This is a genomic window from Pseudomonas sp. G(2018) (genome assembly GCF_005502415.1).
Taxonomy (GTDB): Bacteria; Pseudomonadota; Gammaproteobacteria; order Pseudomonadales; family Pseudomonadaceae; genus Aquipseudomonas.
Window position 1 is genome coordinate 13,811 of the sequence record NZ_SCOO01000005.1, and the last position, 13,381, is coordinate 27,191.

Consider the following 13,381-nt stretch of genomic DNA (forward strand, 5'->3'; position numbering starts at 1 on the left):
TCTGGCGCTGCAAGGGCCAACGCATTGCAACACTTACCGCCCGTGACGACTCAGCCATTGTTCGGCCAGCACACGCGCCTTCGCATCTGCCGCGAACACTGCTTCCAGATCCTTCACTGCTACCACCGGCTCGAGATTGAGTGTTTCCTCGATGATACTCGCGATTTCCGGGTAACGAACCCGTCCGTCGAGAAACGCCGCAACGGCTACCTCATTCGCCGCATTCAGCATTGCCGGCGCGCTGTTACCCGCGTCGGCGGCCTGACGGGCCAGATGCAGGCAAGGGAAACGCTCTTCATCCGGAGCCTGGAAGTCCAGACGGGCGACGGCAAACAGGTCCAGCGGCGGCACACCCGAATCGATTCGCTCAGGCCACGCCAGCGCGTTGGCGATCGGCGTGCGCATGTCCGGATTGCCCAACTGGGCCAATACCGAGCCATCGATATAATCGACCAGGGAATGAATCACGCTCTGCGGATGAATCACCACTTCAACCTGGGACGGCTTGGCATCAAATAGCCAGCAGGCTTCGATCAATTCAAGCCCTTTATTCATCATGCTGGCGGAATCGACCGAAATCTTGCGCCCCATGGACCAATTCGGGTGAGCACAGGCTTGCTCAGGTGAAACATGCGCCAGCTCCGCCAAGGGCGTCTGACGGAACGGACCGCCGGAAGCTGTCAGTAAAATCCGACGCACACCGACCGCACTAAGACCACGAGCAAAATCCTGTGGCATGCACTGGAAAATCGCGTTGTGCTCACTGTCGATCGGCAGCAACACCGAACCACTCTTGCGAACGGCCTGCATGAACAACGCACCGGACATGACCAGTGCTTCTTTGTTGGCCAGAAGAATCTTCTTGCCGGCTTCAACCGCTGCCAGCGTCGGACGCAACCCCGCCGCTCCGACAATGGCCGCCATGACCGCATCCACTTCAGGATCGGCAGCGACCTGACACAAACCTTCCTCGCCCACCAGCACACGGGTCGAAAGGCCTGCTGCACTCAAGTCGTCCTGCAACGCGCGAGCGGCACCGGCTTCAGGCACGACGGCGAATCGCGGGGTGTGACGCACACAAAGTGCCAGCAATTCGCTTAAACGGGTAAAACCGCTCAAGGCAAACACTTGATAACGCTCGGGATGACGAGCGATGACATCGAGGGTACTCAGACCGATCGAGCCGGTCGCCCCCAGAACGGTAATCTGCTGAGGGCGGCTCACGGTGCAGCCATCCACAACAGTACAGCGAACACGGGAATGGCCGCGGTCAGGCTGTCGATCCGGTCCAGTACCCCGCCGTGACCGGGCAGCAGATTGCTGCTGTCCTTGATCCCGGACTGGCGCTTGAACATGCTTTCGGTGAGATCACCCACGACCGAGATAAACACAATCACGGCCGCACCGATCAAACCCTTGAACAGCTCGGCAACGGTCCAGTCACGAACAAATCCGACAATGACGGTAATGACCAGACTCAGGACCAAACCGCCGTAGACGCCTTCCCAGCTCTTGCCAGGACTGACCTGCGGCGCCAGCTTGCGCTTGCCGAAGGCCCGGCCGGAAAAATACGCGCCGATATCGGCCCCCCAAACCAGCACCATCACCGCCATGATCAGCCAGTTGCCCAAGGGGTATTTCTTGATCTCTACCAGGCCTTGCCAGGCCGGCAACAGAATCAACAGGCCGATTACCAGCTTGCAGGCCGCGCTTGCCCATAGCTCGCTGGAGCGTGGATACGTCAGCACCAGATAGGTGGCGACCCCCCACCAGAGTACCGAGGCGCCCAACACCCAAGGCGCGAGGCCGGGCAGAAGATGCATGACAAACAGCATCAATGCGACAACCGTGGCGTAGGCCACGCGCATCGGCTGAGCATTGAAGCCCGCCAGACGCGCCCATTCCCATGCACCGAGGGTCACGACCAACCCGATGAACAGCGCAAAACCGGATCCCTCGAGCAGGAAAAACCCGCACAGGGCAATCGGCAGCAGGATCAGCGCAGTGATGATTCGTTGTTTAAGCATTAAATCCGGGCTCCAGCCTCGACCTGCTCGCTCGTTTTACCGAAGCGGCGCTGGCGAGATGCGAAATCGGCCAGCGCGTTACGCATGGCGTCGTGTTTGAAGTCCGGCCAGAAAAGGTCGGAGAAGTACAACTCGGCATAAGCCAGCTGCCACAACAGGAAGTTGCTGATGCGGTGCTCGCCCCCGGTTCGGATACACAAGTCCGGCAACGGCAGATCACCTGTAGCCAGACAGGTTTGCAGCAGATCCGGGGTGATGTCCTCCGGACGCAAATGTCCGGCCTGTACTTCCCGCGCCAGCCGCTGAGCGGCCTGCGCGATATCCCACTGACCGCCGTAATTGGCGGCGATCTGCAGGACGAAGCGATTAGCGCCGACAGTCATCGCCTCGGCCTCACGCATGGCTGCCTGAAGCTCCGGATGAAAACGCGATCGATCGCCAATAATGCGCAAACTGATGTTGTTATCGTTCAGGCGCTTGGCCTCGCGACGCAACGCCTTGAAGAACAGATCCATCAAGGCACTGACCTCATCGGCCGGCCGTTGCCAGTTTTCACTGGAGAACGCGAACAGGGTCAATACCTCGACCCCTTCTTCGGCACACACCTCGATCACCGCGCGAACGGCATCCACACCCGCTTTATGCCCGGCGACACCCGGCATAAAGCGTTTTTTCGCCCAGCGATTATTACCATCCATGATGATCGCGACATGGCGCGGCACCGCGGACGGTGCAGTCTGCTTAGTCTTATCCATTAAAAACGTGACCCTTATACGGCCATCAGGTCTTTTTCTTTCTGCGCCAGATCCGCGTCAATCTTGGCCACGAACTTTTTGGTCAAATCATCGATTTCGCCTGTGGCGCGACGCTCTTCGTCTTCGCTGATTTCTTTTTCCTTGACCAGATCCTTGAGCTGGCTGTTTGCATCACGACGGATGTTGCGCACGGCAACACGGGCGTCTTCGGCAACATCGCGAGCCTGCTTGGTGAAGCCCTTGCGGGTTTCTTCGGTCAGGGCAGGCATGGAGATCAGCAACAACTCACCCAGGTTGGTCGGGTTGAGGTTCAGACCGGCGCTACCGATGGCCTTGTCGACGGCACCCAGCATGTTGCGCTCAAAGGCAACGACTTGCAGGGTACGGGCGTCTTTAACAGTGATGTTCGCCACTTGCTTGATGGGGGTATCGGCACCGTAGTACGGCACCATCACACCTTCCAGAATGCTTGGGTGCGCCTGACCGGTACGAATACGGCCGAAGTTGTGCGCCAGCGACTCCACGGATTTCTGCATGCGCTCTTGAGCGTCTTTCTTGATTTCATTGATCATTGTTGGCCTTCCTCGATCAGGGTCCCTTCAGCGCCGCCATGCACGATGTTCAGCAGGGCGCCGGGCTTGTTCATGTTAAATACGCGCAACGGCATCTTATGGTCGCGGCACAGGCAAATAGCCGTCAGATCCATAACACCCAGCTTGCGATCCAGCACTTCATCGTAGGTCAGATGATCGAACTTCTCGGCATGCGGGTCTTTGAACGGGTCAGCGGTGTAGACGCCATCGACCTTGGTTGCCTTGAGTACGACATCGGCATCGATTTCGATCGCACGCAGGCAGGCCGCCGAGTCCGTGGTGAAGAACGGGTTGCCGGTACCGGCAGCGAAAATTACCACGTCCTTGGAGTTCAGGTGGCGCATGGCCTTGCGACGATCGTAATGATCGGTCACGCCTACCATGGAAATGGCCGACATCACGATGGCCGAGATATTGGCACGCTCCAGCGCATCGCGCATGGCCAGGGCGTTCATCACAGTGGCCAGCATGCCCATGTGGTCACCGGTGACCCGATCCATGCCGGCCTTGCTCAGGGCCTCCCCGCGGAACAGGTTGCCGCCGCCGATCACCAGACCGACCTGTACACCGATGCCGACCAGCTGGCCAACTTCCAGCGCCATGCGATCCAGAACCTTCGGATCGATCCCGAACTCTTCCGAGCCCATCAGGGCCTCGCCGCTAAGTTTGAGTAGAATGCGTTTATAGCGAGCCTGATAACCACTGCCCTGCTGAGCCATTGCGAATCTCTCCTGCGGCGTATTTTAAAAATTCTTTGCGAGCTGTTTTCAGCTGGCGTTCACTCTAGCGTGGCGCTGCTTCAGCGCCATCGGAACATGGCTTTGTAAGCCAGTTCCAATAGGAAACCAATAAAAATTGGCGACCCATCTGAAAAGAGGCTGCGCGCGTGAGCGGGCAGCCTCTTCAGGGCGACAGTTATAAAACCGTCTTATTGCTTGGCGGCAGCCAGCTGTGCGGCAACTTCTTCAGCGAAGTTGTCTACTGGCTTCTCGATGCCTTCGCCAACCTTGAAGTAGGTGAAGGAAACGATTTCAGCGCCGGCTTTCTTGGCCAGAGCACCAACGGTGACTTCCGGGTTCATGACGAAAGCTTGCTCGACCAGGCTGGCTTCGGCCAGGAACTTGGTGATACGGCCGGCGATCATCTTCTCGACGATTTCAGCTGGCTTGCCTTTCATCTTGTCTTCGTTCAAAGACATGAAGACGCCCTTTTCGCGCTCGATGGCTTCTGGCGAAACCTGCGATGGCAGCAGGAACTCAGGGTTGCTTGCCGCCACGTGCATGGCGATTTCCTTGGCCAGCTGGACGTCGCCGCCCTTCAGGACAACAGCAACACCGATCTTGTTACCGTGCAGGTAGGTGCCGACAACGTCGCCCTCTACGCGTACCAGGCGACGGATGTTGACGTTTTCGCCAACTTTGGCCACCAGGGCTTCACGAGCCGATTCCTGAGCGGCGATCAGCGGAGCTGCGTCGGTCAGTTTTTCGGCGAAGGCTTTTTCTACGCTGGCAGCAACGAAGTTCTTGAAGTCGTCTTGCAGGGCCAGGAAGTCGGTCTGCGAGTTCACTTCCAGCAGTACGGCGGACTTGTCGTCAGCCTTGATGGCGATGGCGCCTTCAGCGGCAACGTTGCCTGCTTTCTTGGCTGCCTTGATGGCGCCCGAAGCACGCATGTCATCAATGGCTTTCTCGATGTCGCCGCCAGCCTTGGTCAAGGCCTTTTTGCAATCCATCATGCCTTCGCCGGTACGCTCGCGCAGTTCTTTGACCAACGCTGCAGTAATCTCTGCCATTTCAAAATTCCTCTTGGATAGGTTATCAACCATTCCACCCGATCGAACGGGCGTTCAATTCTTCCCGAACCACCCTTGTTAGCTGCCGCACATTACAAATAAGGCAGTGGGCGCCGACAAATGGTTTTCGAGGTGGCAAAAAGGGGGCCAAGCCCCCTTTTTGCTTACTGAGTCAACGCCAGGGCGTCAATTACTCAGCTGCAGCTGCCGGAGCTTCTTCAACGAACACTTCGGTGCCGCCAGCAACGTTGTTGCGACCACGGATAACAGCGTCAGCCATCGAACCCATGTACAGCTGGATAGCGCGGATTGCGTCATCGTTGCCTGGGATGATGTAGTCAACGCCTTCCGGGCTGCTGTTGGTATCGACTACGCCGATAACCGGGATACCCAGCTTGTTGGCTTCGGTGATCGCGATGCGCTCGTGATCAACGTCGATAACGAACAGAGCGTCTGGCAGACCGCCCATGTCCTTGATACCACCCAGGGAACGATCCAGCTTTTCCAGGTCACGGGAGCGCATCAGCGCTTCTTTCTTGGTCAGCTTGGCGAAAGTACCGTCTTCGGCTTGTACTTCAAGGTCACGCAGACGCTTGATGGAAGCACGGATGGTTTTGAAGTTGGTCAGCATGCCGCCCAACCAGCGGTGATCGACGTACGGCGAACCGCAACGTGCTGCTTCTTCAGCAACGATCTTGCCAGCGGAACGCTTGGTGCCGACGAACAGAATCTTGTTTTTGCCCTGGGCCAGGCGCTCTACGAAAGTCAGAGCTTCGTTGAACATTGGCAGGGTTTTTTCAAGGTTGATGATGTGGATCTTGTTACGCGCGCCGAAAATGTATTTACCCATTTTCGGGTTCCAGTAACGGGTCTGGTGACCGAAGTGCACACCGGCCTTCAGCATATCGCGCATGTTGACTTGGGACATGATAGTTCCTTAATAAGTCGGGTTTGGCCTCCACGTATCCCAATGACCAACCAGCAGCATCAGCTGAAGGCACCCAGGTCATCGTGTCGACACGTGTGTGGATTTAGGCTTTTCGGGGCATCCCCGGAAAGCGGCGCATTTTATATCACAGGGAAGGGAAAAACGGAACCCGGATTCTGAAATCCGGGCGGGCGTGGCGCTCCGCCCCTTGGAATCGGCCCAGAATGCACCATTCTATAGAGAGAAGCGATGTACAGAGGCGCCGAATTGCGCCGAGCGTCTGTTAGAATCGCGTTTTTCAGGGCCGCGAAATTCGATCGCGCAACGCCCATTCCGTTTGTAAAGCGCCGTCGAGCGCAGAGAGAGCCTGTATGACCGTCACCCTCAAAACCCCCGAGGACATCGCAAAAATGCGCATCGCCGGCAAACTGGCCGCCGATGTGCTGGAAATGATCGCCGAACATGTCAAACCGGGCGTGACCACCGAAGAACTCGACCGCATCTGCCACGACTATATCGTCAACGAGCAGAAGGCCATCCCTGCCCCACTCAACTACAAGGGCTTCCCGAAGTCCATCTGCACTTCGATCAACCACGTGGTCTGCCACGGCATCCCGAACGAGAAACCGCTGAAGGATGGCGACACCCTGAACATCGACGTCACCGTCATCAAGGACGGTTACCACGGCGACACCAGCCGCATGTTCCACGTCGGTACCGTGCCGGTCTGGGCCGAACGCCTGTCGCAAGTGACCCAGGAATGCATGTACAAGGCCATTCAACTGGTCAAGCCGGGCTGCCGCCTGGGCGATATCGGCGAAGTGATCCAGAAACACGCCGAGAAGAACGGTTTCTCGGTGGTTCGCGAATTCTGTGGTCACGGCATCGGTAAAGTCTTCCACGAAGAACCGCAGATCCTGCACTACGGCCGCGCCGGCACCGGCATGGAACTGAAGGCCGGCATGACTTTCACCATCGAGCCGATGATCAACCAGGGCCGCGCCGACACCAAGGTGCTGGGTGACGGCTGGACTGCGATCACCAAGGACCGCAAGCTGTCGGCACAGTGGGAACACACCCTGCTGGTGACCGAGACCGGTTACGAAATCTTCACCTTGCGCAGCGATGACACCATCCCGCGCGCATCGGCCTGATCCAACCGCACAGTTCCCAGCCTATAGAGGAAAGCCAATCGATGCCGCAGGTGGATCCCGAACTCTTCGACCGTGGCCAGTTCCAGGCTGAACTGGCCCTGAAGGCAAGCCCGATCGCGGCCTTCAAGAAGGCGATCCGCCAGGCCCGCGAGGTGCTCGACGGACGCTTTCGCAGCGGTCGGGACATTCGCCGGTTGATCGAGGATCGCGCCTGGTTCGTCGATAACATCCTGCAAAAGGCCTGGGAGCAGTTCAACTGGAGTGAAGACGCCGATATCGCACTGGTCGCCGTTGGCGGCTACGGTCGCGGCGAGCTGCATCCCTACTCCGACATCGATTTGCTGATCCTGCTGGACAGCGCCGACCATGAAGTTTTCCGCGATTCCATCGAGCGTTTTCTGACGCTGCTGTGGGACATCGGCCTGGAAGTCGGTCAGAGCGTGCGTTCGGTCGAAGAGTGCGCCGTCGAGGCCCGCGCCGACCTGACGGTGGTGACCAACCTGATGGAAAGCCGCACCATCACCGGCCCGGAACACCTGCGCCAGCGCATGCTGGATGTCACCAGCACGGCGCACATGTGGCCGAGCAAGGACTTCTTCCTGGCCAAACGCGCCGAGCAGAAGGCCCGCCACCACAAGTACAACGACACCGAATACAACCTGGAACCCAACGTCAAAGGTTCGCCTGGCGGTCTGCGGGATATCCAGACGATTCTCTGGGTGGCCCGTCGCGAGTACGGCACCCTGAACCTGCGGGCACTGGCGGGCGAAGGCTTCCTCGTGGAGAGCGAAAACGCCCTGCTGGCCTCCTCCCAGGAGTTTCTGTGGAAAGTGCGTTACGCCCTGCACATGCTCGCCGGGCGCGCCGAAGACCGCCTGCTGTTCGATCACCAGCGCACCATTGCCAAGCTACTGGGATTCGAAGGCGACGACGCCAAGCAGGCCGTCGAAAACTTCATGCAGCAGTATTATCGGGTGGTGATGAGCATTGCCCAGCTCAGTGACCTGATCATCCAGCACTTCGAGGAAGTCATCCTCGCGCCGGAAGATGAGGCGCCGCCACAGCCGATCAACTCGCGATTCCAGCTGCACGATGGTTACATCGAGGCGCGCAACGACAACGTGTTCCGCCGCACCCCGTTCGCCATGCTGGAAATCTTTGTGCTGATGGCCCAGCAGCCGGAAATCAAAGGCGTGCGCGCCGACACCATTCGTCTGCTGCGGGAAAACCGCCACCTGATCGACGACGATTTCCGCAACGACATCCGCAACACCAGCCTGTTCATCGAACTGTTCAAGTGCAAGATCGGCATCCACCGCAACCTGCGGCGGATGAACCGTTACGGCATCCTCGGGCGTTATCTGCCGGAGTTCGGGTTCATTGTCGGACAGATGCAGCACGACCTGTTTCACATTTATACGGTCGATGCACACACCCTGAACCTGATCAAACACCTGCGTAAGTTGCAGTACACCCAGGTGTCGGAAAAATTCCCGCTGGCCAGCAAACTCATGGGCAAGCTACCCAAGCCCGAATTGATCTACCTGGCCGGCCTGTATCACGACATTGGCAAGGGCCGGCATGGCGACCACTCGGAAATCGGCGCCGTGGACGCCGAGGCGTTTTGCCAGCGTCACCAACTTCCCGTGTGGGACAGCCGCCTGATCGTCTGGCTGGTGCAGAACCATTTGCTGATGTCGACCACCGCCCAGCGCAAGGACTTGTCCGACCCGCAGGTAATCCACGATTTCGCGCAGATCATCGGTGACCAAACCCACCTCGACTATCTGTACGTGCTGACCGTCGCCGACATCAACGCCACCAACCCGACGCTCTGGAACTCCTGGCGCGCCAGCCTGTTGCGCCAGCTCTACACCGAGACCAAACGCGCGTTGCGCCGTGGCCTGGAAAACCCGGTGGACCGCGAAGAGCAGATCCGCCAGACCCAAAGCGCCGCTCTGGACATCCTGGTGCGAGGCGGAACCGATCCGGACGATGTCGAGCAATTGTGGGCGCAACTGGGCGATGACTACTTCCTGCGTCATACCGCCGGCGACGTCGCCTGGCACACCGAAGCTATCCTCCAGCAACCAGCCGACGGCGGGCCACTGGTGCTGATCAAGGAAACCACGCAACGGGAATTCGAGGGTGGCACGCAGATTTTCATCTACGCGCCGGACCAGCACGATTTCTTCGCCGTAACCGTGGCCGCGATGGACCAGCTCAACCTGAACATCCACGATGCCCGGGTGATCACCTCCAGCAGTCAGTTCACCCTCGACACCTACATCGTGCTCGACACCGACGGCGACTCGATCGGCGATAATCCAGCGCGGGTCAAGCAGATCCGCGACGGCCTGACCGAAGCCTTGCGCAACCCGGACGACTACCCGACGATCATCCAGCGACGGGTACCGCGCCAGCTCAAGCATTTCGCCTTCGCACCGCAGGTGACCATCCACAACGACGCGCAGCGCCCGGTGACAGTGCTGGAGCTGACAGCCCCCGACCGCCCTGGCCTGCTGGCGCGGATCGGCACGATCTTCCTGGAGTTCGACCTGTCGTTGCAGAACGCCAAGATCGCCACCCTCGGCGAACGCGTGGAAGACGTGTTCTTCATCACCGATGCCAACAATCAACCACTGTCCGATCCGCAGCTGTGCAGCCGCCTGCAGGATGCGATCGTTGAACAACTGAGCGTCAACCAGGAACCCGATATCAAACTGTCGCGCATCAGTATCTGACTTAACAACGGCCCGCCCTTTGTAGGAGCGAGCTTACTCGCGATGAACTCAAATACGCCATGTTGTCCTGGCAAACACGCGTTATCTTTGACGACCATCGCGAGCAAGCTCGCTCCTACAGGGGCCAGCGCCGCTCCTACACCGAACGAGATTTATCGATGAACAACGCTTTGTCCCAGCTCCAGCCCTACCCGTTCGAGAAACTCCGCGCCCTGCTCGGTAGCGTCACGCCCAACCCGGACAAACGCCCTATCGCGTTGTCCATTGGCGAGCCGAAGCACCGTTCGCCGAGCTTCGTCGCCGAAGCCCTGGCCAGTAATCTGGAAAAGATGGCGGTGTACCCGACCACCCTCGGTATCCCGGAGCTGCGCGAAGCCATCGCTGCCTGGTGTGAACGTCGTTTCAACGTCCCGAACGGCTGGATAGACCCGGCGCGCAACGTGCTGCCGGTCAATGGCACCCGTGAAGCCCTGTTCGCCTTCACCCAGACTGTGGTCAATCGTGGCGATGACGCGCTGGTGGTCAGCCCGAATCCGTTCTATCAGATCTACGAAGGGGCAGCCTTTCTCGCCGGGGCCAAGCCGCATTACCTGCCGTGCCTGGATGAAAACGGCTTCAACCCGGATTTCGATGCGGTGTCGCCGGACATCTGGAAGCGGTGCCAGATCCTGTTCCTGTGCTCGCCAGGCAACCCGACCGGCGCGTTGATCCCGGTCGAAACCCTGAAAAAACTGATCGCCCTGGCCGACGAACATGACTTCGTGATTGCCGCGGACGAGTGCTACAGCGAACTGTACTTCGACGAACAAACCCCGCCGCCGGGCCTGCTCAGCGCCTGCGCGGAACTGGGCCGCAAGGACTTCAAGCGCTGCGTGGTATTCCACAGCCTGTCCAAACGCTCCAACCTGCCGGGCCTGCGTTCCGGTTTCGTCGCCGGCGATGCGGACATCCTCAAAGGCTTCCTGCTCTATCGCACCTACCACGGCTGCGCGATGCCGGTTCAGACGCAACTGGCCAGCGTGGCGGCGTGGAACGACGAAGTGCACGTGCGCGCCAACCGGGCGCTGTATCGCGAGAAATTCGACGCCGTACTGGAAATCCTCAGCCCGGTCCTGGACGTACAACGCCCCGATGGCAGTTTCTACCTGTGGCCGAATGTGGCCGGTGACGATGCAACCTTCTGCCGCGACCTGTTCGAGCAAGAGCATGTGACGGTGGTGCCGGGGTCTTACCTGTCGCGGGATGTGGATGGCGTCAATCCGGGTGCCGGGCGTGTGCGCATGGCGCTGGTTGCGCCGTTGGCCGAATGCGTTGAAGCCGCCGAACGGATTCGCGATTTCATCCAGCGCCGCCGATAAACACGGACCTGTGTAGGAGCGAGGCTTGCCCGCGAAGGCGTCTTACCTGACACACCACCTTCGCGGGCAAGTCGGGTCGCCGCACCGCTCGCTCCTACAGATTCAGGGTTCGGGGATTATTTCACCTGGCCAAGCTTGGCCTCGCTCAAATCCAGCTCCCCCAACACCTCACGCAACACGTCATCGCCAACCTGGTGCTGGCGGCAGAGGCTGTACAACTCCAGGCGCTGCGCCCGCAGCGCCTTCAAGCGTAACCGCCGCTCCAGCAGATCCATCTGAAACGCCAGGGCCTGGGCTTCGGCAGAATCGTTAAACACTTCCAGTTGATGGCGATACTCGGACATGATCCGCGCCTTGAGTTCGGCCACCAGCGCCGCCTGAGTGGCGTCCTGCGGATTGACCTCCTCGGTTTCCAGCGCATGAATGGCGGCCTCGGCCGTCTTGCGCCAGGCGTCGCGCACTTCGTTGCGGCGTTTGTCGTCCGGGCTTTTCTCGATACCGCGCAGCAGCAACGGCAAGGCGATGCACGCGGCAATCAATGACAACAAAATCACCCCGGCGGCAATGAAGATCAGCAGGTCGCGCTCGGGAAACGCACTGGCGCCCATCAGCATCGGCACCGACATCACACCCGCCAGCGTCACCGCACCTCGCACGCCTCCAACGGTCAGCAACCAGCAGGAGCGCGCACTCGGCACCCGAGTGATTTCGTCCTTGCCGCGCAAGCGCCGAACAAAAATGGACAGGCGCCAGATGCTTTGCACCCAGACAAACCGCAACACCAGCAATACCAGGAAAATCGCCAGCACATCCAGGCAGCGATAAAGCAGTGTCGGCCACAAGGAAGGTTCGTGACTGGCCACAGCCTTGATAATGTCCGGCAACTGCAGGCCCAGAAGCAGGAAGATCAAACCGTTGAAGGCGAACTCCAGCAATGACCAAACGCTGCGATTGAGCAGGCGGGTGTTGGTCTGGCGCGGCAGCAGATCGAGCCAGCTCTGCATCATCCCCGCCGCCACCGCCGACAGAATGCCCGACGCGCCCACGCGTTCGGCCAGTACGTAAGCGGCAAACGGTAGCAACAACATGAACACGACGTGGGTGGCCGGGTCATCCCAGCCGCGGGCAATAATCCACGAGCGCAAGCGCCCGACCAGCCAGCTCAACGCCACACCGATGGCCAGGCCACCGACCGCTACCAGCACGAAGGTCATGCTGGCGTTGGCCAGCGAGAACACGCCGGTCACCGCCGCTGCCAGGGCAAACTTGAAGGTCACCAGGCCGGAGGCATCGTTCATCAACGCCTCGCCTTGCAGCATATGCATCAAGGGTGTCGGCAAACGGTTCTGGGAGATCGCCGAAACCGCCACGGCATCCGTGGGCGACAACACCGCCGCCAGGGCAAAGGCCACCGGCAGCGGGATGCTCGGCAGCAGCCAGTGGATGAAGTACCCGGCACCAACCACCGTGAACAGCACCAAACCCACCGCCAGCGTCAGGATCGGCCCGCGCAAACGCCAGAATTCGCGTTTGGGCATGCGCCAGCCGTCGGAAAACAACAGTGGCGGCAGAAACAGAAATAGAAACAACTCTGGATCAAGTGCCACATGCAAACCGAGCGTCGGCCAGGCGAGCAAGGCGCCAGCGACAATCTGCACCAAGGGCAACGGCAGCGGAATCACCCGTCCGATCAGGCGCGAAACGCCAACCAACATGAGCATGATCAGGACGGTATAAGCGGTTTGCATAAAGCGGGGTTCCCGGAGAATCGACAGCATTGAGGCGTCATATTAGTCGCTTAGACTGCGCTCTGACCCTTGCACCAATGTCGCACGTGGTCACGGTAATCCCTGTGGGGGCGAGCCGGCTCCGAGCGGCGTTCCGACGAATGCGAACTGAGCGCCACATTGAAGTTGGATGTGCCGCCGTCTTCGCGAGCAGCTCGCTCCCACAGGTTTTATGCCATGGCACAATGACAAACCCGACCACAGCCGCCGCGAAACCGTCCGGTCATGGCATAATCCGACACC

Annotated in this window: 11 protein-coding genes; 3 read left to right on the top strand and 8 right to left on the bottom strand. The window is 59.5% G+C overall.

The window, feature by feature from the left end; all coding sequences use genetic code 11:
- Positions 1-33 precede the first annotated feature (33 nt).
- The 7 genes from ispC to rpsB form a co-directional block, all read right to left on the bottom strand.
- A complete protein-coding gene (ispC, locus tag FFS64_RS06540; RefSeq protein WP_137804683.1) occupies positions 34-1,224 on the bottom strand; it encodes a 1-deoxy-D-xylulose-5-phosphate reductoisomerase in 1,191 nt (396 codons plus the stop codon).
- Positions 1,221-2,027 (bottom strand): phosphatidate cytidylyltransferase, encoded by an 807-nt coding sequence (locus FFS64_RS06545; protein WP_137804684.1) that lies wholly within the window; start codon positions 2,025-2,027, stop codon positions 1,221-1,223. The genes ispC and FFS64_RS06545 overlap by 4 nt, the downstream gene beginning before the upstream one ends.
- A complete protein-coding gene (gene uppS / locus FFS64_RS06550) occupies positions 2,027-2,782 on the bottom strand; it encodes a polyprenyl diphosphate synthase (RefSeq protein WP_095197091.1) in 756 nt (251 codons plus the stop codon). Before uppS ends, FFS64_RS06545 begins: the two co-directional genes overlap by 1 nt.
- A 14-nt stretch (positions 2,783-2,796) precedes the next feature.
- On the bottom strand, positions 2,797-3,354 hold the full coding sequence (gene frr / locus FFS64_RS06555) for a ribosome recycling factor (RefSeq protein ID WP_095197092.1): 558 nt from the start codon (positions 3,352-3,354) through the stop codon (positions 2,797-2,799).
- Positions 3,351-4,094: a UMP kinase gene (pyrH, locus tag FFS64_RS06560; RefSeq protein WP_003222124.1), complete on the bottom strand. Its 744-nt coding sequence runs from the start codon at positions 4,092-4,094 to the stop codon at positions 3,351-3,353. Before pyrH ends, frr begins: the two co-directional genes overlap by 4 nt.
- A gap of 209 nt (positions 4,095-4,303) precedes the next feature.
- A complete protein-coding gene (gene tsf / locus FFS64_RS06565) occupies positions 4,304-5,167 on the bottom strand; it encodes a translation elongation factor Ts (RefSeq protein WP_075946741.1) in 864 nt (287 codons plus the stop codon).
- Positions 5,168-5,357: 190 nt separating this feature from the next.
- Complete coding sequence (gene rpsB, locus FFS64_RS06570; protein ID WP_008057307.1) at positions 5,358-6,095, bottom strand: 30S ribosomal protein S2; 738 nt, start codon at positions 6,093-6,095, stop codon at positions 5,358-5,360.
- Positions 6,096-6,466: 371 nt separating this feature from the next.
- On the opposite strand from rpsB, the gene map reads away from it, so the two are divergent.
- The 3 genes from map to dapC all read left to right on the top strand — a co-directional run bounded on the left by map (position 6,467) and on the right by dapC (position 11,351).
- A complete protein-coding gene (map, locus tag FFS64_RS06575; protein WP_095197093.1) occupies positions 6,467-7,249 on the top strand; it encodes a type I methionyl aminopeptidase in 783 nt (260 codons plus the stop codon).
- A 41-nt stretch (positions 7,250-7,290) separates the two neighbouring features.
- Positions 7,291-9,993 (top strand): [protein-PII] uridylyltransferase, encoded by a 2,703-nt coding sequence (locus FFS64_RS06580; protein WP_137804685.1) that lies wholly within the window; start codon positions 7,291-7,293, stop codon positions 9,991-9,993.
- Positions 9,994-10,151: 158 nt separating this feature from the next.
- Positions 10,152-11,351 carry a succinyldiaminopimelate transaminase gene (gene dapC / locus FFS64_RS06585; RefSeq protein WP_137804686.1) on the top strand — a complete coding sequence of 400 codons (1,200 nt, stop codon included), beginning with the start codon at positions 10,152-10,154 and terminating at the stop codon, positions 11,349-11,351.
- 116 nt (positions 11,352-11,467) lie between these two features.
- Here the strand turns inward: dapC and FFS64_RS06590 are convergent, their stop codons facing one another.
- Positions 11,468-13,099, bottom strand: a complete 1,632-nt coding sequence (locus tag FFS64_RS06590) for a Na+/H+ antiporter (RefSeq protein ID WP_137804687.1) — start codon at positions 13,097-13,099, stop codon at positions 11,468-11,470.
- Positions 13,100-13,381: the final 282 nt, after the last annotated feature.

Bases quoted from the DNA above. Each gene is read 5' to 3' on its own strand.
- rpsB (WP_008057307.1), bottom strand. From the start codon at position 6,095: ATGTCCCAAGTCAACATGCGCGATATGCTGAAGGCCGGTGTGCACTTC.
- FFS64_RS06545 (WP_137804684.1), bottom strand. From the start codon at position 2,027: ATGCTTAAACAACGAATCATCACTGCGCTGATCCTGCTGCCGATTGCC.
- pyrH (WP_003222124.1), bottom strand. From the start codon at position 4,094: ATGGCTCAGCAGGGCAGTGGTTATCAGGCTCGCTATAAACGCATTCTA.
- FFS64_RS06590 (WP_137804687.1), bottom strand. From the start codon at position 13,099: ATGCAAACCGCTTATACCGTCCTGATCATGCTCATGTTGGTTGGCGTT.
- uppS (WP_095197091.1), bottom strand. From the start codon at position 2,782: ATGGATAAGACTAAGCAGACTGCACCGTCCGCGGTGCCGCGCCATGTC.
- tsf (WP_075946741.1), bottom strand. From the start codon at position 5,167: ATGGCAGAGATTACTGCAGCGTTGGTCAAAGAACTGCGCGAGCGTACC.
- frr (WP_095197092.1), bottom strand. From the start codon at position 3,354: ATGATCAATGAAATCAAGAAAGACGCTCAAGAGCGCATGCAGAAATCC.
- dapC (WP_137804686.1), top strand. From the start codon at position 10,152: ATGAACAACGCTTTGTCCCAGCTCCAGCCCTACCCGTTCGAGAAACTC.
- map (WP_095197093.1), top strand. From the start codon at position 6,467: ATGACCGTCACCCTCAAAACCCCCGAGGACATCGCAAAAATGCGCATC.
- FFS64_RS06580 (WP_137804685.1), top strand. From the start codon at position 7,291: ATGCCGCAGGTGGATCCCGAACTCTTCGACCGTGGCCAGTTCCAGGCT.